Here is a 22800-nt window from a genome sequence, read left to right as displayed (position 1 = left end):
ATGAGAACAGTTGCGTTTCACACGTTGGGATGCAAGGTGAACGCATATGAGACGGAAGCGATCTGGCAACTGTTTATGAAAGCGGGTTATACCCGGGTGGATTTTGAAGACAAGGCGGATGTGTATCTCATCAACACATGCACGGTGACCAACACGGGCGACAAAAAGAGCCGGCAAGTGATTCGCCGTGCGATTCGACGTAACCCAGACGCCGTGATCGCTGTGACCGGTTGTTACGCGCAAACGTCGCCTGCGGAAGTGGCGGCGATCCCAGGGGTGGACATCGTGGTTGGCACCCAGGGACGCGACAAGCTGACGGAGTATGTAGAGCAGTATTTGGCTCAGCGCCAGCCGATCAATGCGGTTGGCAACATCATGAAACAGCGCGAGTATGAAGAGCTGGATGTGCCGGACTTTGCTGACCGGACCCGCGCATCGCTGAAGATCCAAGAAGGGTGCAACAACTTCTGCACATTCTGCATCATCCCGTGGGCGAAAGGTCTTTCCCGTAGCCGCAAACCGGAAAACGTCTTGAACCAAGCCCGCCAGCTTGTGGCTGCCGGATATAAGGAAATTGTTTTGACCGGGATTCACACGGGCGGATATGGCGAGGACTTTGAAAACTACAAGTTGGCCGACCTGCTCTGGGATTTGGACAAAATCGAGGGGCTTAAGCGGGTGCGGATCAGTTCGATTGAAGCGAGCCAGATCGATGAGCGTGTGATCGAAGTGTTGAATGCGTCTGAAAAAATGTGCCGCCACTTGCACATTCCTCTCCAAGCTGGGGATGACGAAGTGTTGAAGCGGATGAGACGCAAATACACGACAGCGGAATTCAAAGAGAAGATCATGCAATTGCATGAGGCGATGCCCAATTTGGCCATCACCACTGACATGATTGTAGGTTTCCCTGGCGAGACCGAAGAGCAGTTTAATAATGGCTATCGTTTCGTCGAAGAGCTGAAACTGTATCAAATGCACGTATTCCCTTACTCCAAACGGACAGGGACGCCTGCCGCGCGCATGCCGGATCAAGTGCCGGAAGAAGTAAAACATGAGCGCGTTCGCAAATTGATCGAGCTTTCGGAACGCTTGACGGTGACATACGCGCAAAAATTTGTCGGCGATGTGTTGGAAGTGATTCCGGAGCGTCCATACAAAGAAGACCCGACGAGTGGATTGTATATGGGGTATTCCGACAATTATCTGCAAGTGGCGTTCCCGGCGACGGAAGAGATGGTGGGGAAAGTATGCCGCGTGCGGATCGATAAGGTTGCATCGCCTGAATATTGCCTGGGCACATTTGTCCGCGTAGTTGATGATGTGCCACGGCCAGCGCGTGTCGGTTAATGCCAGTCAAGAGGAACAGCCGTGAGGCTCCTAAGTTTGGGAGTCCGGCTGTTTTTTTTTGCATCCGGCAAGTCGGCATACCCAAAGACAACAACGCGTGGCGCTGAATCTTGTGCCGGTTCCTTGACTATGCTATGATCGCTGATGCATGGTGGCGTCAGCAACATTGAGTGACACGCCTTCAACCAGAAGGAAAGGGAGGACGCAAATGAAAGAGATTTCGGCAGGCGGCGTGGTTTATCGCGAACGGCCCCACGGGTTGGAAGTCCTGATGATTGAAGACCGGTTTGGCCGTTGGACTCTGCCCAAAGGCAAAAAAGAAGCCGGAGAGACGGATGAAGAGACTGCTTTGCGGGAAATTCTTGAAGAGACGGGCATCAAAGGGAAGATCGTTTCTTTCTTGCAAACGATTACATATGCTTACACGCATGAAGAGCATGGCACCGTGGAGAAAACGGTTCATTACTATCTCGTCCGAGCCATTTCGGGCGAAGAAACCCCGCAATTGGCGGAAATTAACGGCGTTGTTTGGTGCTCGCTCGCTGAGGCATGGGAGAAACAAACGACAATGGGTTACGATAACAATGATGAAGTACTCAAATCGGCTCTGGACAAATTGGAGTCAATGAGAAAGGATGGAGAGCAAGGATGAACGCTAAAGCGTTGGCAGCGATGATTGACCATACGTTGCTGAAGGCAGATGCGACCAAAGAGCAAGTGATCCGGTTGTGCCAAGAGGCAAAAGAGCACGGTTTCGCTTCGGTATGTGTCAATCCATATTGGGTCAAAGAAGCGGCGTCCCACTTGGCGGGCAGTGATGTGGCTGTTTGCACGGTGGTAGGCTTTCCACTGGGAGCGACGACGCCTGAAACCAAAGCGTTTGAAACCAAAAACGCCGTGCAAAATGGGGCGAGCGAAATTGATATGGTCATCAATATAGGCGCACTCAAATCGGGCGATGTGAAAGCGGTAAAGGAGGATATCCGTGCCGTGGTTGAGGCGGCCGATGGTGCATTGGTTAAAGTGATTCTGGAAACAGGGCTTTTGACAGAGGAAGAGATTGTGGCCGCGTGTGAGCAAGCCAAAGCGGCGGGGGCCCACTTTGTGAAAACGTCCACCGGTTTTGGCAAAGGAGGCGCCACAGTTGAAGCGGTTCGCCTGATGCGGCAAACGGTGGGTTCGGATTTGGGAGTGAAAGCTTCCGGAGGCGTGCGTGATAAAGAAACGGCATGGCAAATGATTCAGGCCGGCGCCAACCGCATCGGCGCCAGCGCCAGTGTCGCTATTGTCAGTGGCGGTAAAGGCACGGATGCTTATTGACGCCGTGTAGCGGGGACAGCAGTTGCCTTTTTCCACGCCGTCGATTCATCGGGTACCAAGCGGGAAATGAATGACGCGAACTCACGGCAAAACGGCATCACGGCAATGGAGCAGATGATGTTGAACAGGGTTTGAATGTGTGCCACTTGTGTTGCCGGATCTGAGGACAGATAGGGACTGATTTCGCTGATGAACGGAATCAGAGGGGTGAAAATAGCTGCTCCGGCTACATTGAGCAATAAATGGGCGAGCGCGACTTGCTTGGATGCGATATTCGCTCCCACCGATGCGATCATCGCCGTGACGCAAGTCCCGACATTGCTACCGAACACCACCGCGATCGCAAAGGGTAGGGTGATAACCCCCGTGGCGTAAAAGCCCATTGCGATCGCGATGCATGCGCTACTGCTATGGATCAGCGCGGTCAAGAGCATTCCGACAAGCAATCCGCTGACGATGGGATTGCCGCTGTGTTGGATGAACCACTCCACCCAGCCCATTTCTCTCAAGGGATCGTTAATTGTTTGCATCAAGTGGATGCCCCAGAAGATCGCCCCAAAACCGATCAGGACTTTTCCTATGAGACGCAAGGTGTCATGCTGAAACACGCGCAGGATGAGGCCGATGATCATAAGCGGAACCGCGAAATCCTCAATTTTTAGTGTCAACAGCTGTGTGGTAACGGTCGTGCCGATGTTGCTGCCCAGAATGATGCCGATGGAGTGGGCAAAAGAAAGAATGCCTGCATTCACAAACCCGATCGTAAGCACAGTGACTGCGGTGCTGCTTTGCAGGCAGGCGGTGGTGGCGATCCCGGTAGCAAAGCCGCGCATCGGGGTGCGGGTGAAACGGAGCAAGATGTGGTGCAATCGTTCGCGGGCGAGGGCTTCCAACCCCGTCCGCATCCACCCCAAACCATATAGAAAAATGGTTAAGCCGATAAAAAACGGCAGGATAATCGCAGTCCAAATCATGGCGCACCTCCTTGTCCTTTTCACATGTATATGGTGGACAGGGAGGGGGAATGACCAGTAAAATGAAAATAAGCCCTTAGCCAAGGGCAACCAAGCTGTGGACAATTCCCGATGAGTGAGATTTTTGAAAACTCCAGTGACTGGAAGGATTTGATCAAGTTGTCGCCGTAGAGCAGTCATTCTGGTGATGGCAAGGACTTTGCCCGTTGCCAGCGTTTGGCGGCCAAGTCACTGACCGCGTGATTAGACTCAAAAATCGGCTCTGGGCCACATTGTCTGCCAGCTTCAAACCCTTGAACCAGGTCATCATCCCATGTTGCAACGTGTGCAGGAAGGGAGATTCACCGCTTCGGGAATTTTGGAAGATAGGGTGGGCTTTCAAGCTCACTGAAATCAGGACGGTACAACTCTGGAAATCCGGGCAGGGCGCGAGCTTGTTCAGGACGATTAGAGGAGCGGGGCTCTGTCGCGCCGAAAATGTTCCAAGTTCCAGTGTCCAAATCTTCTGCCAACCGTGGCGCGGTGAATTGGGCGAACAAATCGTCATCATGGTCGGTCTCTTGATTATTGAGCGGGTTTTCTTTTTTTTTGTACATGGAGTCGAGTTCTTCTTTGACGATTTTGCGAATCATCCGCGTCAGGTGCGATGCGCGAGTGGAAGATGGTTGTGACATGGCCTGCGTCTCCTTCCTGTGCAAGAGTGTTATATCATATGTTCTTGGGAAAAATGGGTGAATGATCAGGTGTGTTTTTCCAGTGGAGGTTAACAGATGGAACAGTGCATTTTTTGTCAAATCGTCGAAGGGAAAATCCCATCCAAAAAAGTGTATGAGGATGAGCATGTGCTGGCGTTTCACGATATTTCGCCAGTCGCACCAACGCATGTGTTAGTTATTCCTAAGCGCCACATCGCCTCGCTGATGGAAATTGCGCCGGAGGACCATGTCCTGCTGGGGAAAATTTTCTCAGCTATTCAGACGGTTTCCCGTGAATTGGGGCTTGCTGAGAAGGGCTTCCGTGTAGTAAATAATATAGGGGAAGATGGTGGGCAAACCGTCCATCACATTCATTTTCATGTGATTGGTGGCAGAACTTTGACTTGGCCGCCAGGCTGATTTTGACAGAAGCCGGCATGCTAAGTTATAATAAAAGTTGACTGCTTACATTCCAACGGTTTTGTCAGGGTTTCTGCTCTGAAGTTGGGCATCGTTGGCAATTTCACATTTGCAGGTGTTGTTGGTGCTGATCCTCCTGAGGGGATGAGGCCGCTAACTGCGTGGAAATGTGTGGGTCTTTTCCTTGAGTTAGGTTGCCCGCCCAAGCGGCCTAACGGACCCGTGGAGGGAGGGAATAGCATGGTTGAAACCCGAGTGCGTAAAAATGAATCGCTGGATGCCGCTTTGCGTCGTTTTAAGCGTGATGTCGCAAGAGCAGGCGTTTTAAGAGATGTGAGAGATCGCGAACGCTATGAAAAGCCCAGCGTGCGCCGTAAGAAAAAAGCGGAAGCCAACGCTCGCAAAAACAGAAAGCGTAGCAGGTAGTGAGGTGTCAACAGTTGAGTCTTTCAACCCAATTGGATCAAGATATGAAGTTGGCTCTCAAAAATAAAGACAAAGGCAAGCTCTCCACCATCCGCATGCTCAAAGCGGCGTTGAAAAAAGTGGAGATCGACAAACGCCGTCCGCTCACCGATGATGAAATCCTTGACGTCATCACGAAACAAGTGAAACAACGGCGGGATTCCATCGCGGAATATGAAAAGGCCGGGCGTGACGAGTTAGCCGCAAAAGAAAAAGAAGAGATGGTTATCCTGGAATCGTACTTACCTGAACAATTGAGTGAAGAGGAAGTTCGCGCAATTGTGGCTGAGGCCGTGAAGCAAGTCGGCGCTTCATCCAAAGCGGATATGGGTAAAGTGATGGGTGCCATCATGCCTAAAGTGAAAGGACGCGCGGATGGCCGTTTGGTCAACCGTTTGGTGTCGGAGGCTTTGGGTTCGTAACAGCGTGTCCATGACACGCTGTTTTTTTATAACAAGCGAAGGGAGTAAGAACACAGATGGCAGAATTCGCTCAGATGTTGACTCATCCCGTCGTCATGACGTTGCTCTTATCGGTTGGTTTGATCGGCTTGACCGTCGAATTGCTGTCCCCCGGCTTGATTTTCCCCGGACTTGTTGGTGGCATCATGTTCTTTGCCTATTTTGGGGCTATATGGATGGCGGAGCCCATGGGCTGGCAGCCACCAAGCCTATTCGTGCTCGGGATCGTGCTGTTGATCCTGGAGATGCTGTTGCCCACGCTCGGGATTATCGGGGCTTTGGGGAGCATTGCCCTCATCGCCTCCTTAGTGATGACTGCCTCCAGCTTGTGGGTGGTGGTATGGGGCTTTTTGTTGGCCTTGGTTGTGATTTGGATCCTGTTTAAATTCTTTGGTCTGAAGATCGGTTGGAATAAGTTGGTGCTGCGAGACGAGCAGACAAATGAGGCGGGCTATGTATCCGCGGAAGACCGAAAGTGGCTCTTAGGGCAGGAGGGAATTGCTATCACCCCGCTTCGTCCATCCGGATACGCCCAGTTTGGCGAACGCAAAGAAGATGTTGTGAGTGAAGGCGATATCATTCCTAAGGGAGCCAAAGTGAAAGTGATTGCGGTTGATGGCATGCGAGTAGTCGTCCGAAAAGAGGTTGCAGATGAATAAAAATCGGGTATGAATAAAGTGTTGCATCTCCGTGTTTGAAAGCTAAAAGGAGTGATTATATGGAAACAAGCATCATTGGGTTTGGATTTATTGTCATCCTCGTGATTATTGGATTGTCTATCCTCTTTTCTTTTGTGCCGGTCATGTTGTGGATCAGCGCAATGGCATCCGGCGTATATGTGGGGCTTACCACATTGATCGCGATGCGGTTACGCCGTATTGTCCCTGCCCGCATTGTTAATCCGCTCATTAAAGCGCGCAAGGCGGGGTTGACCGTTGATTTGTCACAATTGGAAACGCACTATCTGGCAGGGGGGAATGTGGATCGTGTGGTTGATGCCTTGATTGCGGCGCAGCGGGCCAACATTGACCTCGTGTTCGAACGGGCTGCGGCAATTGACCTCGCCGGACGGGATGTGTTGGAAGCAGTACAAATGAGCGTGAATCCCAAGGTGATTGAAACCCCGGTTGTTTCGGCGGTGTGTAAAGACGGTATTGAGGTAAAAGTGATTGCGCGGGTTACAGTTCGCGCCAATATTGACCGCCTGGTCGGGGGCGCGGGGGAAGAAACGATCATCGCGCGCGTCGGCGAAGGGATCGTTACCACCAACGGTTCGGCAAACAGTCACAAAGAAGTGCTTGAAAATCCTGACATGATTTCCAATATGGTCTTGTCCAAAGGGTTGGATGCAGGGACTGCTTTTGAAATTTTGTCCATTGATATCGCTGATGTTGATATCGGGGAAAATATCGGGGCGAAGTTGCAGATCGACCAAGCGGAAGCCGATAAGAAGATTGCGCAGGCCAAAGCCGAGGAGCGCCGTGCCATGGCCGTTGCTCTTGAACAGGAGATGAAAGCCAAGGTGCAAGAGATGCAAGCCAAAGTGATCGAGGCGGAAGCGCAAGTGCCACTGGCGCTGTCAGAGTCGCTCCGGTCGGGCAAAATGGGTTTCATGGATTATTATGCGTTGCAAAACATTGAAGCCGACACTAAAATGCGCCGTTCCATCAGTCAAGATCAAGCACAGGATGGCGAATCATGAGAGATAGGGAGCGCAACGGGTTGAAAGTGGATGGAGCGCGGCAATCGGTAACGGCCTCGCCGACGAAGTTGCCTTCATTGGGAGCCCGGTCGTTAAAACAGGCGTTTGTCATCAAAGAAATCCTCGATCGGCCGCGTGCCCTGCGTCCACATCGGCGATTTGGGTTGTTTCGGTAAGCTTGGAAACAATTATCCCTGTTAGTCCCATCTTCTTCTTTTCATACTAAGTGTACCAACATGAAGGAGGTGGGGAGGATGGCCCGATCCAATCGTAACCGCTTATTGGTGCCGGGTGCGGCTCAGGTGCTCAATCAATTTAAAGAAGAGATTGCGGCTGAGTTTGGGGTGAATCTAGGGTCAGACACGACGTCCCGTGCAAACGGCTCAGTCGGTGGAGAGATCACTAAGCGCTTGATATCTCAAGCACAACAAGATATGAAAATCTAATACGTTGGTGCAAGCGGCACAACTTTGGTTGTGCCGCTTTTACTTTTCATAAACGAAGCCAACCAGGCATAAGAGTTAGCAAGAAGAAGAAAAGGGTGCAAACACATATGCGCAAATGGGCATCTGATTTTTTCGACTTGCCGGCGGATGTGACGCAAGAACTGCCGCGTGTAGAAATGTTGGGTAGCTCCCAATGCCTGGTGGAGAACATTCGCGATGTGGAGCGGTTTGAGCCCCAGCAATTGACGTTGAAGCTCACACAAGGTCGGCTGTCAATCCGCGGTCAAAGTCTGAACATTAAAACGATAACGCCTGGCATGATATTGATCGAAGGCCAGATACATTCATTGAGTTATGAGGAGTAAGGGGCGAGCACATGTGCAATCCATCTACGGAAAAGTGGAATTGGTCTGCAAAGGGGAACGGTTACTCGATTGGATAAACCAAGCTGTGCAAGCGCAAATCCCATTGGAACACATACGCTGGGAAGACAGTGGAACCATCCGCCTCACTGTCCCCCTGCCGCATTTTTTTCGCCTGTACGCCTTGGGTCGGCAATCGGGGGTTCGGATGCGCATGGTGCGGAAAGAAGGGGCGCCGTTTCTATGGAAGCAGGCGAAGCGCAGGAAATTCTTCTTCATCGGCATTCCTCTTTTTTTCTTGATGCTGGTGACATTGAGTTCATTCGTCTGGAATGTTCAGATTGAGGGCACTGAACGCATTCAAGCGCAACATGTACAAGCACTCTTGAAACGGGAAGGTGTATATCGTGGCCAGTGGAAAGGAAACCTTCCAGACCGTGAACAGGTGCAACACCAATTGCTCATGCAGTTGCCGCAGGCAGCTTGGATTGGCATGCGCGTAGAAGGGACACGCGTGGTAGTTACTGTGGTCGAAAAAAAAGAAGTGGGTCGGCCGGGGGGAGACGAAGTCGGGGCGGGTCCCGTTCATTTGGTATCAACCAAAAATGCGCTCATATACGATATGCAGGTCATCCGTGGAAATCCCCAAGTAGAAGTGAATGATGTGGTCAAAAAGGGGCAAATTTTGGTATCCGGCATCTATGGTAATCAAAGTGATCCCAAATCGGGAAAAATAGTGGGAGCCCAAGGTAAAGTATTGGGGGAAGTGTGGTACGAATCAGATGTGTCCTTGCCGCTTGAGCGCAAGCGCAAAGTGTATACGGGCGCCAAGGTGAAACGGAAGCGCCCCTACCTGTTTGGCTGGGTGATTCCAAATCCATGGGGGGAACCGGTGGGTTTCGCCAAACACGAGACAAAGGAGCGCGCTTACGCCATGTACGTCGGGAAATGGCCCTTGCCGCTTGGATATATAGAAGAAGAAATCATGGAAGTCGAATGGGTGGAGGAAAAGTGGGAACCGAAGCAAGCGATTCAGCTTGGACGCGCGAGGGCCAGCGACGAAATGCGGCAAAAATTGGGGCGGGACGGACGGATTCTTGGGGAAAAAGTTTTGCACACTCGCGTGGAGAATGGTAAAGTTTATTTGAAAGTACACTTTGATGTGATTGAGGATATCGTTAAAAAACAACCGATTCTGCAAGGAGAATGAGCCATTGCAAAATCATGAAACCACAGTGAAAATCAGAGTGCGGGATACCGCGGAAGCGCTTAGCCTGTTTGGGCCACAAGATGCGCATTTGAAGCAGATTGAAGCTAACACCAACGCAAAGATCCATTCACGCGGCGAAGAGATTGTGATCCAAGGGCCGAAGGAAGAAACGGACGTCTTGGAACCGTTGTTCAACGTTTTGTTGAAGCTGATCCGCAAAGGAATGACTTTGACTGACCGGGATGTCATTTATGCCCACCGCTTGGCCAAGCAAGGCAGGGTTGACGACTTGTTGGATCTGTTTCAAGAAGAAGTCGGCGTCACGCAAAAAGGGAAAGCGGTGCGTGTCAAATCCATCGGACAGCGCCATTATGTTTCCGCGATCAAAAAGTCAGACATCGTGTTTGGTGTCGGACCTGCGGGGACAGGTAAAACCTTTTTGGCTGTCGTGATGGCGGTGTCGGCATTAAAGTCACATATGGTGAAGAAAATCGTCCTCACCCGCCCGGCGGTGGAAGCAGGTGAAAACTTAGGTTTTTTGCCCGGTGATTTGCAAGAGAAAGTGGATCCGTACCTCCGTCCGCTTTATGATAGCTTATACACCATGTTGGGTACCGAACAAGTGAGCAAGATGATGGAACGGGGTCTGATCGAGGTTGCTCCGTTGGCGTATATGCGGGGAAGAACCCTTGAGGATTCGTTTGTCATTCTGGATGAAGCGCAGAACACCACGCCGGAACAGATGAAGATGTTCTTGACCCGGCTGGGCTTCGGGTCCAAAATGGTGGTGACGGGGGATGTGACCCAAGTGGATCTGCCCAGAGGAAAGCAGTCGGGCCTGAAAGAAGCCGAGCGCATTTTGGCTAGGGTGCCCGAAATTAAGTTCATCCATCTGGGGCAGGAAGATGTTGTGCGCCACACGTTGGTGCAGAAGATCATTGACGCTTACGAGCTTGATGAAAATCAGGAATAAGAGATAAGGAGCCGGTTCAACGATGAAAGAGAAAAAGGAACCGTCATCCACAGGCGCGCTGTCATGGTTCACTGACAGATGGAAAACCAGCATACGCATGCATTTGTTGTTATACGCGATCTTTGGGATCGCGTTCTATTTATTGCTCATAAAACATATTTTACCTGAGCGGGTAGAGATTCAAACGGGCATGGTGAGTCCGGAAACCATCGTCTCTCCAGTGACTAAGATTGACCTGACGGCTACCGAAGAAGCCAAGAAACAGGCGGCAGAGAAGGTGGACCGGGTTTATGCCAAGGATGATCGGTTAACCAATCAACAGATAGACAAGATTGACCGTTTTTTCGCGGATATCCGCAAAATTCTTTCCGATGACGGCCTGTCCCAAGCCGAAAAGGAAAAGCAAGTGAAGACGGTGTTGAATGAAACGATCTCGGATGATTTTCCGGAGTCCTTTTACCATACGCTGTCCACCTTGTCTCCTGAAGCGTTGACGGATGTACGTTTGAAAGCGCGTGAAATCGTTCATGACATTTTGGAAAAAGGCGTTCGCCAATCTGAATTGAAGGAGAAGCGCGAATCCGTCGACGACAAGATTTTGGCTACGATGATTGAAAATTCATTGGACTCCAAGGCGCGGGTCGTCCTTAGGGAGATTGCCAAAAAAAGCATTGTGGCCAACGAATTTTACGATGAGAAGCAGACGGAACAACTGCGCGATGCGGCCAGAGAGGCTGTTCGACCGATCCCGATCAACAAGGGACAAATTATCGTCGCGTTGGGCGAAGTGGTCACAGAAGACCAATACCGCAAGCTAGAGGAGTTGGGGTTGCTACGCAAGGACAGCAATTTCTTGCCCCACCTGGGCTTAGGCTTGCTGGTGATTTCCATGTTAAGTGCACTGTTCTTCTATATTCGCCGTTTTCACCGCTCCGTATTCCGCAACAACGCTAGGCTACTCCTGTTGTTCAGTGTATTGTTGTTAACCCTAGTGGGGATGAAGTTTATCGCCTTTGGGCAAAATTTGGAATGGAGTATGATCGGTTATTTGGCTCCGGTCGGTTTAGGGACCATGCTGATCACCCTGCTTTTGAATATGGAGTTGGCCATCGTCTGCGCCATGTTGTTGGCCGTGGCCGCAAGCATGTTATTTAATGGGGAGAACCATTTGCTGTTCGATTTCCGATATGGATTGGTCTCTTTGATCAGCGGTACCGCCGCGGCGTTCGCTTTAACCGATGTGCGCAAGCGTGGCGCCATATTGCAGGCCGGGGCGGTTGCAGCGGTGGCGAGCATGTTTCCGATTACCGCTTTGCATTTCATGTTGCCTTCAGAAGGGACCTGGACGGTGTTACTCCAATCGCTGGCGTTCGGCGCGCTCTCTGGGTTGTTTTCTGCGGTGTTGACAATGGGCTTTTTGCCCTACTTTGAAACGATGTTCGGCATCTTGTCCCCTATGCGCTTGATCGAGCTCAGCAATCCGAACCATCCGTTGCTGCGGCAGTTGTTGATCAAAACGCCGGGTACCTATCATCATTCGATCATGGTTGGTAATTTGTCTGAGGCGGCGGCGGAAGCGATCGGCGCGGATGGGTTGTTGGCACGTGTGGGTTCGTATTACCATGACATCGGGAAAACGAAGCGGCCGCAGTTTTTCATTGAAAACCAACTGAAACGCTTGAATCCCCATGACAAGATTTCACCTAACTTGTCCAAAACGATCATCATTTCCCATGCGCGGGATGGTGTAGAGATTTTGAAGCAACATAAAATCCCCAAGCAGATCCAGGATATCGCGGCACAGCACCATGGGACGACCTTGATCAAATACTTCTACTACAAAGCATTGCAACAGGAGAGAGACGGCGATCAGGTACGCCAAGAAGATTACCGCTATCCAGGCCCGAAAGCACAGTTTAAAGAAGCGGCGATCGTGGGGATTTGCGATTGCGTCGAAGCGGCGGTTCGTTCGTTGTCGCGGCCGACGCCGTCGCGTATTCAAAACATGGTTAACAAGATCATCCGGGATCGCTTGGAAGATGGACAATTCAACGAATGTGATTTAACCTTGAAAGAGTTAGAAATCATTGCCAACTCGATTTGTGAGACCCTGCAAGGCATTTTCCATTCACGAATCGAATATCCGGAAGAACCCGTCAAAGGAGCAAAACAAGGATGAAGTGTAAGATCGAGCTAAATGTGGAAATAACATTGACACCAGATGAACAACATGCGATCAACTGGGTGGAAGCCGCGCTCAATCGGGCGGCAGAGGTGGAAGAACTGCCGCCCGTCGAAGTCTCGGTAACCATTGTGGATAATGAACGGATTCATCAATTAAACAAAGAATATCGCGATGTGGACAGACCGACAGATGTCCTCTCCTTTCCGTTGTGGGAGCCGGATGAGGAATGGGTGATCGATGAAGAGGAAGAGAGGGTGGCGCTCGGCGATATCGTGATCTCCCTTCCCAAAGCCAAGGAACAGGCTGAAGCGTATGGCCACTCCCTTGACCGTGAAGTAGGTTTTTTGGCTGTCCATGGCTTTTTACATCTGCTTGGCTATGACCATGAGACCAAAGAAGAAGAGGAAGAAATGTTTGCGAAACAGGAGGAGATTTTAAGCCTGGTTGGTCTCCATAGATAGGAGGCAAGCTTGTGTGGGTGACAAAACTGATTAAAAGCTTCATTTTTGCGTTGGAGGGATTAAAATATACGATCGGTACCCAGCGCAACATGCGGATTCATTATGTCGCGGCTTTAATCGTCTTATTACTCGCCATGTACCTCCCGATGAGCAAAGTGGAAGTCTTGGTTTTGTTTGTTACGATCATCTTGGTGCTGTTCGCCGAATTGATCAATACGGCGATTGAAGCGTTGGTTGATCTGGTGACCGAAGAGTACCACCCCTTGGCTAAAGTGGCCAAGGATGTGGCGGCCGGCGCTGTTTTGCTAACGGCGGGCCTGGCTGTGATCGTGGGCTTTAGCGTGTTTTATCCCTATCTTCAGTCATTGTTTTTTTCACTCAAGACGTCGGAAACGGCGTCCTATCCCGCCAATATGGGATTAGCAGTTATCATTGTGTTTAATTTCTTTTTGACGATGTTTCTCAAAGGGTGGTTGCACCGTGTGGATCTGGCTGGTTGGGAACCCAGCATGATCACGTCGCTCTCTTTTTGCGTGGCCGCTTTGATTATTGCGGTAACAGGGAACCTCTACATCGGGTTGTTGGCCCTGTTGCTTTTGGGTATGGTCATGGGCGTCCGTTTGCGGGATCAAGTGAACCGCAAGCCCATCCTGCTCGGCGCGGCCCTGGGAACCATCGTGGCCGGAATCGGGGTGCAATTCTTGTAATGCCCCCCTTTTTTTTTCTATAATAATGGAACCCTGTTAAGCATGTGATTGTCGTTTAAGGAGAAGAGTATGGAAATGGAAAAGTTGATCGAAGCTGCAAAATCGGCAAGGCAGCGGGCGTATGTGCCCTATTCCCAGTTTCCCGTCGGTGCGGCTTTACTGACGGCGGATGGGAAGATCATCGCCGGCTGCAACATAGAAAATGCGTCTTACGGATTGAGTAACTGCGCGGAGCGGACAGCGCTGTTCAAGGCCGTGTCGGAGGGACACCGGGCGTTGGAGGGGATTGCGATTGTCGCCGACACCCCGGGGCCGGTTTCCCCTTGTGGAGCTTGTCGCCAAGTCATGGCGGAGCTGTGCCCGCCTGATATGAAAGTGTGGCTTGCCAACATGAAGGGAGAAACCACGGTGACGACAGTGGGTGAGTTGTTGCCGGGAGCGTTTGGAAAGGAAGATTTAGATGGCCATGGACAATAATTACCGCTCGGGATTTGTAGCATTGATCGGTCGCCCAAATGTGGGTAAATCTACTCTTATGAACCATGTGGTGGGGCAAAAGATCGCTATCATGTCAGATAAACCGCAGACGACCCGCAACAAAATTCGTGGGGTGTATACCGATGAGAGAGGGCAGGTCGTCTTTTTAGACACGCCAGGGATTCACAAGCCGCATTCCAAGTTAGGGGAGTTTTTGGTCAAGACAGCCCGGGATGCCCTCGATGAAGTCGATTTGGTGCTGTTTTTGATTGATGCCGCGGAAGGGTATGGGCCAGGGGATCGCTATATCATGGAAAATCTGCGCAATGTGAAAACCCCTGTGTTCTTGGTTGTCAACAAGATTGACCAAGTCCATCCCGACGAGTTGTTGCCACTGATCGACCGTTATCGTAAGGAATATCCGTTCAACGAGGTAGTGCCGATTTCGGCGTTGCAGGGTAACAATACCTCCACGCTGATGGATTTGCTGATAAGCCATTTGCCGGAGGGCCCGCAATATTATCCCGCCGACCAGGTGACGGATCACCCAGAGCGGTTCATTGTCGGGGAATTGATTCGTGAAAAAGTGTTGGAGATGACCCGCGAGGAAATCCCTCATTCGGTGGCGGTTGTGATTGAGGAGATGAAGCGGCGTGAAGACAAAGACATCGTCGACGTCCGCGCGGTCATTTATACCGAGCGCCCCTCCCAAAAGGGGATTTTGATCGGAAAGAAAGGCTCATTGCTCAAGGAAGTGGGGAAGCGGGCCCGCGAAGAGATGGAGCGGTTGCTTGGAACCCGTATCTTCCTCGATCTGTGGGTGAAAGTGAAGAAGGATTGGCGCAATGAGGAGATGATGTTGCGGCAATTCGGATACCGCGAAGAAGAGTAATACCAATTTTTCCATCTAATACTCCTCGCCTTTCTAGTTCATCCTAAGTTTGTGTATCGCACAGCCGAAAGGATGATGCTAGATGCAAAATCTGGCCTGGAATATCTTTCAGCGAACGGGGAGCGTTGACGCTTACCTGTTGTACAGAGATTTGGCAGTGCCCCAGCAAACGGATGGGAATGAACGCCCGGAAGAGGACGAGGAGGACGGTTAGGAGAAAGGGCGATTCGCTTGTTGAACAAATTTGAAGGGATTGTCCTGAAGGCTCGGGATTATGGGGAAAGCCATCAGATTGTGACGGTGTTCACTGAGTTTTTGGGCAAAGTGGCCTTGATGGCCCGCGGGTCCAAAAAAACGAAGAGCCGTTTCAGCGCCGTGACCGAGCCTTTCACCGTCGCCCATTTCGTCAGCTTCGGCGGCGGTGGCATCGTTTCCTTGTCTCAAGCGGATCTGTTGGATTCGCATCATGGGATCCGTTCTGATTTATTGCTTACTTCATACGGAGCATATTGGTTTGAATTGATTGATAAAAGCTTGGCGGAGAAAGAACCGCATCCCGCTTTTTACCGCCTTCTGAAAACATTGCTGTCCCGGCTGGAACAAGGGACTGACCCCGAAATTTTGACCAGGGTGATCGAGTTGAGAATACTTTCTCTAGCCGGAAGCGCACCCGTGTTGGATCATTGTGCGCATTGCCGTCAAGATTCGCGCCCGGTTCGGTTTAGTGTGACCCAGGGTGGCTTTTTGTGCGAAGCATGTGCCCACCTTGATCCACGCGGGCTTTCGGTATCGCCAGCGGTAGCCCGCATCTTACCGCTGTTGGGCCGCCTTGCCCCTGAGCGGATGGGCGAAGTGACGGTTAAAGCAGAAACCAATGAACAGCTGGAGACGTTGCTCCGCGCGTTTATGCAAGAGCATCTGCCTTGGGAGTGCAAATCGCACGCTTTGCTTGACAGCATACGCAAAACTTGGGCTGGCGGATGATTGACAACGGCTTTTGGTTTTGTTATATTTTTTGCCATGAAACGCTTGCTTGTGATATAGGAGCAAGCCGTAGGCTAGATCAATGCGAGCGTGCGCGAAGAAGGAAAAGGAGTAGCCAAGACGGCCGTGCAAAGCGAACCGGGGAGGGTGGAAGCCTGGTGACGGTGCTTGGTGAAGGGCAGTTCCGGAGCGCACCATACTGAGAGCGGGCTGGCGATACGTTGTCAGCCAAATAGGGTGGAACCGCGGGAAATAACCTCTCGTCCCTATGGCAAACACTTCTTTTGTCATGGGACGAGAGGTTTTTTAGTGTTTAAAAAGACGTGGGGGGTTGTGTATTTCATGAATATGCAACAAATGATCAAACAGTTGCAGGAATTCTGGTCGTCGCAAGGTTGCGTCCTCGTGCAACCATACGACACGGAAAAAGGGGCTGGCACGCTGAATCCGATGACGTTTTTGCGCGCGCTCGGCCCGGAGCCATGGAAAGCGGCGTATGTGGAGCCTTCGCGCCGTCCAGCTGACGGGCGCTATGGCGAAAATCCCAACCGGTTGTATCAACACCATCAATTTCAAGTCATTTTAAAGCCGGTGCCTGAGAATATCCAAGAAATTTATTTAGACAGCTTGAAGGCGCTGGGACTTGATCCGCTTCAGCATGACATCCGCTTTGTGGAAGATAACTGGGAAAATCCCACTTTTGGCGCTGCGGGATTGGGCTGGGAAGTATGGGTTGATGGAATGGAAGCGACCCAGTTCACCTATTTCCAACAAGTGGGGAGCATGGATGTAGAGCCGGTGTCGGTGGAGTTGACCTACGGGCTGGAGCGACTGGCACTCTACATACAAGACAAAGAGAATGTGTATGAGCTTGAATGGGTGGATGGCGTAAAGTATGGCGATGTTTTCCAGCAACCCGAATACGAGCATTCCAAATACACATTTGAAATCTCGGATAAAGAATGGCTGTTCCAATTGTTTGACCAGTATGAGCGTGAGGCGAAGAGAGCGTTGGAAGAGAATTTGGTTTTCCCGGCATATGATTATGCGCTGAAATGTTCCCATACCTTTAACCTGCTCGATGCACGGGGAGCGATCAGTGTGACCGAACGTACCGGTTACATTGGCCGGGTACGCAACCTATCACGCCGCATCGCCCGCGCGTACATTGAAGAACGTGAAAAATTGGGCTTCCCATTATTGAAAGACAAGGGAGGGGAATCGAAATGAGCGAACGGGATTTGCTATTGGAAATTGGTTGCGAAGAGGTGCCGGCGCGGTTTATTGACGGGGCGGTACAGCAATTAGGGGATAAGTTGTCCGCTTGGTTGACAGAAAATCGCATTCAGCATGGAGCAGTGAAAACCTATGCGACACCGCGGCGCTTGACGGTGCTTATCCACGCTGTGGCTGAGAAGCAAGCCGACAAGGAAGAGGAAGTGAGAGGCCCAGCGGCGCGGATCGCTAAGACTCCGGACGGAGGCTGGAGCAAAGCAGCCGAAGGATTTGCGCGCAAAAACGGGCTGACCGTCGACCAGCTCACTTTGAAAGAAGTGAAGGGTGAGACCTATGTGTTCGCCCAGTTGCATCAGCCAGGTGAAGAGACGGTTGCCCAGCTGTTGAAGGGACTGCCGGAAGTGATCTCCAGTTTGCACTTCCCCAAAACCATGCGGTGGAATGACCGCACCCGATTCATCCGCCCGGTGCGCTGGTTGGTGTGCTTGTTCGGAGAAGAAGTGGTGCCAGTGGAATGGGCGGGGTTGAAGGCTGGCAATCTCACTCGAGGCCATCGCTTCTTAGGACAGGAAATCGCGCTGACAACGCCAGAACGCTATGTAGAGGACTTGCGCGGCCAATATGTGCTCGCCGACGTCGAAGAACGCCGCAACTTGATTTTGAGCCAATTGCGGCAACTGGAGGAGACGCACAACTGGAAAATCCCCGTTGATAAGGGGCTGTTGGACGAAGTGACGCATCTGGTGGAATACCCGACTGCGTTTTACGGCACATTCTCCGCAGAGTACTTAGCAGTGCCCCGCGAAGTGCTGATCACCACCATGCGCGAACATCAGCGGTATTTCCCAGTGGAAGACCGATCCGGCCAATTGCTTCCTTTCTTCGTGGCTGTTCGCAACGGTGACAGCAACGGGTTGGAGAATGTGGCCAAAGGGAATGAAAAAGTGTTGCGCGCGCGGCTGGCCGACGCCCGTTTCTTCTATGATGAAGATTTGAAATTGCCGATTGAAGAGGCCAATGCGAAGCTGGCCAACATCGTCTACCAAGAAGAGTTGGGGAGCGTTGGTGACCGGATCGGACGGATTGGAGAGGTGGCTCGGATTTTAGCCGAACAAGGGGGCTTGCCCGTCGACCGATCCAAACTGGACCGCGCTGCCGCGATTTGCAAATTTGACCTAGCCACGCAAATGGTCGGGGAATTCCCGGAATTGGAAGGCATCATGGGTAGTCATTATGCGTTGGCGCATGGAGAAGACGCGGAAGTGGCAAAAGCGATTCATGAACACTACCTGCCCCGTTTCGCAGGAGATGACGTGCCGCAACATCTGCTCGGCGGATTGATCGGTTTGGCAGACAAAATGGATGCCATCGCCGCTAGCTTTGGTATCGGCATCCAGCCGACAGGTTCGCAAGACCCCTATGGTCTGCGTAGAAAAGCGGCCGGCATCGTGCAGATTCTGCTGAGCCCCTCCTTCCAGTCGCTCTCGCTCACTGCGTTGATCGAAGCGGCGGTGGATCAGTTGGCGCAGGCTGGTCTTCTCAAAGTGGAACGCCTTGAGGTCGAACGGGACTTGCTTCAATTCTTCGCTTTGCGCCTGAAAGCCGTCATGCAAGAGATGGAGATTCGCTATGATGTGATCGAGGCGGTGTTAGGAGGAGAACTGTCGTACCCAGCGTTTATCATCCGCAAAGCGCAAGTACTGATGGATCAGTTGGATCGAGATGCGTTCAAATTGGAAGTGGAAGGCTTCACCCGCGTGGCCAATTTGGCAGCCAAAGCAGACGATACAGCTGTGACGGCCGATTTGTTCGCTGATCCGGCTGAACACAGCCTATATGAAGCCCTTAACCGCGCCAAAACGGAGTGGGAGCGGGCAAAAGAGAACGATGATCCCGGCGCTCTCTATCACGCCCTGATGATCATGGTGCCGGAAATCCATCAATATTTCGATCAGGTCATGGTCATGGTTGATGATGAAACGGTGAGAAAAAACCGCTTGGCCCTGTTACGGGAAATCACGTCGTTGACAAGCGCATTTGCCGCGTTTGAACATGTGGTTTTCCCTTCCTGATTTGTATGCAAAACGCAAGCTTTCACTCGCTTGCGTTTTCTTTACAATGTCGGATTCTCATCACTCGCTGTGAAGGAGGAAGAGGCCGGTGTTTTATTTTCCGGTGAATGAACAGCTTTCATTAAAGTTGCCCACGCAAGCAGATCGGGAAGAGTTATACGCGGTCGTCGATCAAAATCGTTGCCATTTGCGTCCTTGGTTGCCTTGGGTGGATGATATGAAATCACCCGACGACTATAAATCCATCATAAAAAATTGGTTGAACCAGTACGCTGACAATCAAGGATTCCAAGCGGCGATGGTGCTGGAAGGTAACATTGTCGGCATGATTGGTTTCCATTAGTTAAACTGGCTCAACCGCCAGGGAGAGATTGGCTACTGGCTTGCTGCCGATCAGCAAGGTAAAGGGCTGGCGAGCGCTGCGGTCCGCTCGCTTCTTGCTATCGGCTTTGAGCATTACGGCCTCAATCGCATCGAGATTCGGGTGGCAGCCCCCAACCATCGAAGCAGAGCGATCCCAGAACGATTGGGATTTCGGAAGGAAGGGATACTGAAGGAAGCCGTCCATCTGTATGGGCGATTTGAGGACATCGTCGTATACGGGATGAAGGCGACGGAGTATCATCAGGGGGTTGGAAGGGAAGGCGCAGGTTGTAACATAAAATAAAAGATTTAAAATAAGATGTGGAACCCTTATGTATGCTGATCAGCCATAGAATGGGAGGCAGTGATGGAAGCGGACGGAAAGGGATTTGCGTGCTATCCGCTTCCGCCTGCATCGATGAAAGGCGACAATCGGCATCGTTTTTGAAATCATTAGATACATGCCAAACGCTGGGAGAGTGTGATACCCGATCATGCCAAGAAAAAAAGAGACAACACCAAAGAAACCGCATCCGCATGAGCAGCAGTTGAGCCAAATGCTAAGTGAGACTTGGGTTAATCTCGCCCGCACCAGTGTCGAGCAAATTGGACGCACACCGACATTGGAAGAATGGCAGGGCATCATGCAAGCCTCCCTCGCCATCGCGGGAGAACGCGCCAGTGACGAACTGGCTGGTAAGCAAGTGACCGATTGCAAAATTAAAGTGAAAAAAGCGCCCAAATCGGCCAAATCCGACCAAATACAACCGGGTGATATCGTGGCTATACCGCTGTTGGACGGTAAGCTGACCGGATACGCCATGATTGTCCGCGGTGGGAAGCCGGATGAGCCTTGGTACCTCGAATATTATGACCTGTTCAGCAAAAGAGCGATGACCTTGGCCACCTTCAAGAAGAAAGAGAAAAAACAAATATTTACTTTGTGTACGGAGGCGGCGCCGATTCTGACTGGCGCTTGGAAACGGATCGGCAAGATGCCGTTTGATGAGGCAGCCTATCAACTGCCTGATTTTTATGGGTACGATATCACGTTCTTTGGGAACAGCCGTTTATATTATATCAGCCGTGGGGCGGCCAATTCGCCGGATGCCAGGGAATACGGCGTCTCCAAAGAGGAGGCAGAAGCAGTGCGTAATCCAGACGGCATCCATTCACGACAGCAAGTGGAAACCTGGTTGTATGAGGTATTCGTAAGCGCCAATCAATGAAGCGACCAAGGCCATGGGGAAAACGATCTTTCCCAATGGCCTTGGTGTGAAGATCATACCTATTATGTCCGTTTTAATTCATGAAGTGTGGCCAACGATTGCTGTAGCGCCTCTTTTCCGCCGACTGCCAGCACAATGGGGAGAGAGGGGTCGACTTGTTCAGCGAAGTCGATCAATTCATCGTAGGCAGATTCGGGAAACGGGATGTGACGGGTGGACGGGGTGTCCCCCCAACTGAGGGCATAACCCAACCGTACCAGTCCGATGCGTTCTTTGCACAGTTCGTGGAAACGAAGCCAATGGTTTGGAGCGTGCAAAATCTCTTGCTCTGTGGCTCCGGCAAATAGGCTCCGAGAACGGTGCATATAAGTGAGCGCATTGGACGTAATCCGGGCATGAGCCGTGTCAAAACAGATCTGCACGGGGGCTTGCTCGGTTAATTGCAAGAGATGGCGGGGGGTTCGCAGAACTGGATAAAGCATGGAATGGCCCGGTTCGAAATAAGTATCTCCGCCCATCGGCGCATTTTCGATGAATAGCTCAATATTGGCCGCTTTGCCGAGTTCGTGCAGTTGGTTGAGTTGTGCGGCGATGCGCTTTACCAACTCGCTTTTCATCTCTTGCAAGGAATGGAAATCGGTGGGGTGGTCATCCATGTATTCAAAGATCGCACCGAGTGGCACCGGAGCGGCGTGGCATACCAAACGGGGTCTTTCCAAGTTTAGCTGGGCGATGAGCGCAAGCCAATGTTTCCATTCTTCCAATGGAAAAGGGGATGTGCCCAACCCCAGGGAAACAGGGGCTCGGAAGGCGACCGGTGTGAGCTTTGACAGTTGCAGTAGCTCCGATAGCTCGGTGGCCGAATAGGGATCGTTAGGGAATTGCAATTCAATCTGCGGGCAGCCGGCGTCCGCCGTTTGGCGCAACGCGTGAAAGTGAATGGGACAATATGCGGCAATCGGATTGGTGAACAGCATGTTATTCATCTCCTATGATTAATTAGAATCCATGTCCAATACTTAATCAGATTTTTGAAATCTAGTTGCTTATAGCGTAACCTATGAGCCAAAAAATTGCAGTGGTAAAAACAGAATGATTTAGTATATACTATATCTAGATTATCATAAAATAGTATGTCATATTAAAATGAGATATTTTGCTCCACCAGGGGGTGTAAGCGTATCGAACTGACGAAACGCCAAGAAAAAATCCTTGAGATCGTGAAGGCGGAAGGCCCGATCACAGGTGAACAAATCGCGGAAAAGCTGAAGTTGACTCGAGCGACACTAAGGCCTGACCTGGCCATCCTAACCATGGCTGGTCTGTTGGACGCCCGGCCTCGCGTTGGCTATTTCTATTCCGGAAAAACGACGAACCAACTGCTGGGTGAACATATCCGCAATTTATCTGTGCGAGATTACAAGTCTCTGCCTGTCGTGGTTCGGGAGGAAACATCCATTTACGACGCGATTTGCACGATGTTTTTGGAGGATGTGGGTTCCCTGATTGTGACCAAAAATGAGGGGCAATTGGTTGGCGTCGTTTCCCGCAAAGACCTGTTGCAGGCTGCAATGGGTAAACAAGAACTGCGTTCGATGCCAGTTGGCGTCATCATGACGCGCATGCCGAATATCGTCACGTGCACGCCCGATGACACGCTCTATTATGCGGCGGTGCAAATGATGCGGCATGAGGTTGATTCACTTCCTGTCGTGCGCCCGTTCCAAGATCGTCCCCAAGAGATGGAAGTGGTCGGTCGGATCAGTAAAACTACCTTAGTGAAAGCATTTGTCGAACTAGGACAACCGTAACCCGG

Annotated in this window: 28 protein-coding genes and 1 pseudogene; 26 read left to right on the top strand and 3 right to left on the bottom strand. The window is 51.3% G+C overall.

Annotated features, from left to right (window positions below; translation table 11 throughout):
• The 3 genes from mtaB (at position 1) to deoC (ending at position 2670) form a co-directional block, all read left to right on the top strand.
• Positions 1-1350, top strand: a complete 1350-nt coding sequence (gene mtaB / locus CLV36_RS01175) for a tRNA (N(6)-L-threonylcarbamoyladenosine(37)-C(2))-methylthiotransferase MtaB (RefSeq protein ID WP_022736661.1) — start codon at positions 1-3, stop codon at positions 1348-1350.
• A gap of 208 nt (positions 1351-1558) precedes the next feature.
• The gene (locus CLV36_RS01170) at positions 1559-2002 is read left to right on the top strand and encodes an NUDIX hydrolase (protein WP_022736660.1); all 444 of its coding nucleotides are present in this window, start codon (positions 1559-1561) and stop codon (positions 2000-2002) included.
• A complete protein-coding gene (deoC, locus tag CLV36_RS01165) occupies positions 1999-2670 on the top strand; it encodes a deoxyribose-phosphate aldolase (protein WP_022736659.1) in 672 nt (223 codons plus the stop codon). Before CLV36_RS01170 ends, deoC begins: the two co-directional genes overlap by 4 nt.
• Here deoC and CLV36_RS01160 read toward each other — a convergent pair.
• The gene (locus tag CLV36_RS01160) at positions 2664-3644 is read right to left on the bottom strand and encodes a Na/Pi cotransporter family protein (protein ID WP_022736658.1); all 981 of its coding nucleotides are present in this window, start codon (positions 3642-3644) and stop codon (positions 2664-2666) included. The genes deoC and CLV36_RS01160 overlap by 7 nt on opposite strands.
• Positions 3645-3985: 341 nt before the next feature.
• Positions 3986-4318 carry a hypothetical protein gene (locus CLV36_RS01155; RefSeq protein ID WP_022736657.1) on the bottom strand — a complete coding sequence of 111 codons (333 nt, stop codon included), beginning with the start codon at positions 4316-4318 and terminating at the stop codon, positions 3986-3988.
• A gap of 96 nt (positions 4319-4414) precedes the next feature.
• Between CLV36_RS01155 and CLV36_RS01150 the strand changes: the two genes are divergently transcribed.
• The 22 genes and pseudogenes from CLV36_RS01150 to CLV36_RS01050 all read left to right on the top strand — a co-directional run bounded on the left by CLV36_RS01150 (position 4415) and on the right by CLV36_RS01050 (position 20984).
• Entirely contained in the window at positions 4415-4759 is a 345-nt protein-coding gene (locus CLV36_RS01150) for a histidine triad nucleotide-binding protein (protein ID WP_022736656.1), read from the top strand.
• Between the two features lie 240 nt (positions 4760-4999).
• Entirely contained in the window at positions 5000-5185 is a 186-nt protein-coding gene (rpsU, locus tag CLV36_RS01145; RefSeq protein WP_102992974.1) for a 30S ribosomal protein S21, read from the top strand.
• A gap of 14 nt (positions 5186-5199) precedes the next feature.
• A complete protein-coding gene (locus CLV36_RS01140; RefSeq protein WP_022736654.1) occupies positions 5200-5646 on the top strand; it encodes a GatB/YqeY domain-containing protein in 447 nt (148 codons plus the stop codon).
• A 56-nt stretch (positions 5647-5702) separates the two neighbouring features.
• On the top strand, positions 5703-6344 hold the full coding sequence (locus CLV36_RS01135) for an NfeD family protein (protein WP_022736653.1): 642 nt from the start codon (positions 5703-5705) through the stop codon (positions 6342-6344).
• Positions 6345-6403: 59 nt separating this feature from the next.
• Complete coding sequence (gene floA, locus CLV36_RS01130; protein WP_022736652.1) at positions 6404-7387, top strand: flotillin-like protein FloA; 984 nt, start codon at positions 6404-6406, stop codon at positions 7385-7387.
• Positions 7384-7563, top strand: a complete 180-nt coding sequence (locus tag CLV36_RS01125) for a hypothetical protein (protein ID WP_022736651.1) — start codon at positions 7384-7386, stop codon at positions 7561-7563. The genes floA and CLV36_RS01125 overlap by 4 nt, the downstream gene beginning before the upstream one ends.
• Before the next feature lie 78 nt (positions 7564-7641).
• Positions 7642-7833, top strand: coding sequence for an alpha/beta-type small acid-soluble spore protein (locus tag CLV36_RS01120; protein ID WP_022736650.1), 192 nt, complete (start codon positions 7642-7644; stop codon positions 7831-7833).
• 107 nt (positions 7834-7940) lie between these two features.
• Complete coding sequence (gene yqfC, locus CLV36_RS01115) at positions 7941-8198, top strand: sporulation protein YqfC (RefSeq protein ID WP_035951802.1); 258 nt, start codon at positions 7941-7943, stop codon at positions 8196-8198.
• Between the two features lie 13 nt (positions 8199-8211).
• Complete coding sequence (gene yqfD, locus CLV36_RS01110; protein ID WP_181352757.1) at positions 8212-9405, top strand: sporulation protein YqfD; 1194 nt, start codon at positions 8212-8214, stop codon at positions 9403-9405.
• A gap of 4 nt (positions 9406-9409) precedes the next feature.
• Positions 9410-10378 (top strand): PhoH family protein, encoded by a 969-nt coding sequence (locus CLV36_RS01105; protein WP_106341459.1) that lies wholly within the window; start codon positions 9410-9412, stop codon positions 10376-10378.
• Between the two features lie 22 nt (positions 10379-10400).
• Positions 10401-12557, top strand: coding sequence for an HD family phosphohydrolase (locus CLV36_RS01100; RefSeq protein ID WP_106341458.1), 2157 nt, complete (start codon positions 10401-10403; stop codon positions 12555-12557).
• Entirely contained in the window at positions 12554-13024 is a 471-nt protein-coding gene (gene ybeY, locus CLV36_RS01095) for an rRNA maturation RNase YbeY (protein WP_106341457.1), read from the top strand. The genes CLV36_RS01100 and ybeY overlap by 4 nt, the downstream gene beginning before the upstream one ends.
• Positions 13025-13035: 11 nt before the next feature.
• Positions 13036-13731 carry a diacylglycerol kinase gene (locus CLV36_RS01090; protein WP_102992965.1) on the top strand — a complete coding sequence of 232 codons (696 nt, stop codon included), beginning with the start codon at positions 13036-13038 and terminating at the stop codon, positions 13729-13731.
• Between the two features lie 69 nt (positions 13732-13800).
• A complete protein-coding gene (locus CLV36_RS01085; protein WP_102992964.1) occupies positions 13801-14208 on the top strand; it encodes a cytidine deaminase in 408 nt (135 codons plus the stop codon).
• A complete protein-coding gene (gene era, locus CLV36_RS01080; protein WP_054096030.1) occupies positions 14198-15100 on the top strand; it encodes a GTPase Era in 903 nt (300 codons plus the stop codon). The genes CLV36_RS01085 and era overlap by 11 nt, the downstream gene beginning before the upstream one ends.
• Positions 15101-15182: 82 nt before the next feature.
• Complete coding sequence (locus CLV36_RS01075; RefSeq protein ID WP_022736641.1) at positions 15183-15314, top strand: YqzL family protein; 132 nt, start codon at positions 15183-15185, stop codon at positions 15312-15314.
• A gap of 17 nt (positions 15315-15331) precedes the next feature.
• Positions 15332-16084: a DNA repair protein RecO gene (gene recO / locus CLV36_RS01070; protein WP_181352756.1), complete on the top strand. Its 753-nt coding sequence runs from the start codon at positions 15332-15334 to the stop codon at positions 16082-16084.
• A 342-nt stretch (positions 16085-16426) separates the two neighbouring features.
• Entirely contained in the window at positions 16427-17314 is an 888-nt protein-coding gene (gene glyQ / locus CLV36_RS01065; protein WP_029071852.1) for a glycine--tRNA ligase subunit alpha, read from the top strand.
• Positions 17311-19392: a glycine--tRNA ligase subunit beta gene (glyS, locus tag CLV36_RS01060; protein WP_106341455.1), complete on the top strand. Its 2082-nt coding sequence runs from the start codon at positions 17311-17313 to the stop codon at positions 19390-19392. The genes glyQ and glyS overlap by 4 nt, the downstream gene beginning before the upstream one ends.
• 88 nt (positions 19393-19480) lie before the next feature.
• Positions 19481-19735, top strand: coding sequence for a GNAT family N-acetyltransferase (locus CLV36_RS17580; RefSeq protein WP_245888259.1), 255 nt, complete (start codon positions 19481-19483; stop codon positions 19733-19735).
• Positions 19736-19759: 24 nt separating this feature from the next.
• Positions 19760-20059 (top strand): annotated as a pseudogene (locus CLV36_RS17575) (GNAT family N-acetyltransferase); the annotation flags it as partial.
• Positions 20060-20249: 190 nt separating this feature from the next.
• Positions 20250-20984, top strand: a complete 735-nt coding sequence (locus CLV36_RS01050) for an Imm26 family immunity protein (RefSeq protein ID WP_102992959.1) — start codon at positions 20250-20252, stop codon at positions 20982-20984.
• A gap of 62 nt (positions 20985-21046) precedes the next feature.
• Here CLV36_RS01050 and CLV36_RS01045 read toward each other — a convergent pair whose 3' ends face one another.
• Positions 21047-21961, bottom strand: a complete 915-nt coding sequence (locus CLV36_RS01045; protein ID WP_181352755.1) for an apurinic/apyrimidinic endonuclease family protein — start codon at positions 21959-21961, stop codon at positions 21047-21049.
• A gap of 210 nt (positions 21962-22171) precedes the next feature.
• Between CLV36_RS01045 and ccpN the strand changes: the two genes are divergently transcribed.
• On the top strand, positions 22172-22795 hold the full coding sequence (gene ccpN, locus CLV36_RS01040; RefSeq protein WP_029071851.1) for a transcriptional regulator CcpN: 624 nt from the start codon (positions 22172-22174) through the stop codon (positions 22793-22795).
• Positions 22796-22800 lie beyond the last annotated feature (5 nt).

The sequence above is a fragment of the Laceyella sediminis genome (genome assembly GCF_003003125.1).
In the GTDB taxonomy this organism is placed as follows: domain Bacteria; phylum Bacillota; class Bacilli; order Thermoactinomycetales; family Thermoactinomycetaceae; genus Laceyella; species Laceyella tengchongensis.
This window is presented reverse-complemented; position numbering and strand designations above follow the sequence as displayed.

Bases quoted from the DNA above. Each gene is read 5' to 3' on its own strand.
- mtaB (WP_022736661.1), top strand. From the start codon at position 1: ATGAGAACAGTTGCGTTTCACACGTTGGGATGCAAGGTGAACGCATAT.
- CLV36_RS01170 (WP_022736660.1), top strand. From the start codon at position 1,559: ATGAAAGAGATTTCGGCAGGCGGCGTGGTTTATCGCGAACGGCCCCAC.
- deoC (WP_022736659.1), top strand. From the start codon at position 1,999: ATGAACGCTAAAGCGTTGGCAGCGATGATTGACCATACGTTGCTGAAG.
- CLV36_RS01160 (WP_022736658.1), bottom strand. From the start codon at position 3,644: ATGATTTGGACTGCGATTATCCTGCCGTTTTTTATCGGCTTAACCATT.
- CLV36_RS01155 (WP_022736657.1), bottom strand. From the start codon at position 4,318: ATGTCACAACCATCTTCCACTCGCGCATCGCACCTGACGCGGATGATT.
- CLV36_RS01150 (WP_022736656.1), top strand. From the start codon at position 4,415: ATGGAACAGTGCATTTTTTGTCAAATCGTCGAAGGGAAAATCCCATCC.
- rpsU (WP_102992974.1), top strand. From the start codon at position 5,000: ATGGTTGAAACCCGAGTGCGTAAAAATGAATCGCTGGATGCCGCTTTG.
- CLV36_RS01135 (WP_022736653.1), top strand. From the start codon at position 5,703: ATGGCAGAATTCGCTCAGATGTTGACTCATCCCGTCGTCATGACGTTG.
- floA (WP_022736652.1), top strand. From the start codon at position 6,404: ATGGAAACAAGCATCATTGGGTTTGGATTTATTGTCATCCTCGTGATT.
- CLV36_RS01125 (WP_022736651.1), top strand. From the start codon at position 7,384: ATGAGAGATAGGGAGCGCAACGGGTTGAAAGTGGATGGAGCGCGGCAA.
- CLV36_RS01120 (WP_022736650.1), top strand. From the start codon at position 7,642: ATGGCCCGATCCAATCGTAACCGCTTATTGGTGCCGGGTGCGGCTCAG.
- yqfC (WP_035951802.1), top strand. From the start codon at position 7,941: ATGCGCAAATGGGCATCTGATTTTTTCGACTTGCCGGCGGATGTGACG.
- CLV36_RS01100 (WP_106341458.1), top strand. From the start codon at position 10,401: ATGAAAGAGAAAAAGGAACCGTCATCCACAGGCGCGCTGTCATGGTTC.
- ybeY (WP_106341457.1), top strand. From the start codon at position 12,554: ATGAAGTGTAAGATCGAGCTAAATGTGGAAATAACATTGACACCAGAT.
- CLV36_RS01085 (WP_102992964.1), top strand. From the start codon at position 13,801: ATGGAAATGGAAAAGTTGATCGAAGCTGCAAAATCGGCAAGGCAGCGG.
- era (WP_054096030.1), top strand. From the start codon at position 14,198: ATGGACAATAATTACCGCTCGGGATTTGTAGCATTGATCGGTCGCCCA.
- CLV36_RS01075 (WP_022736641.1), top strand. From the start codon at position 15,183: ATGCAAAATCTGGCCTGGAATATCTTTCAGCGAACGGGGAGCGTTGAC.
- glyQ (WP_029071852.1), top strand. From the start codon at position 16,427: ATGAATATGCAACAAATGATCAAACAGTTGCAGGAATTCTGGTCGTCG.
- glyS (WP_106341455.1), top strand. From the start codon at position 17,311: ATGAGCGAACGGGATTTGCTATTGGAAATTGGTTGCGAAGAGGTGCCG.
- CLV36_RS01050 (WP_102992959.1), top strand. From the start codon at position 20,250: ATGCCAAGAAAAAAAGAGACAACACCAAAGAAACCGCATCCGCATGAG.
- CLV36_RS01045 (WP_181352755.1), bottom strand. From the start codon at position 21,961: ATGCTGTTCACCAATCCGATTGCCGCATATTGTCCCATTCACTTTCAC.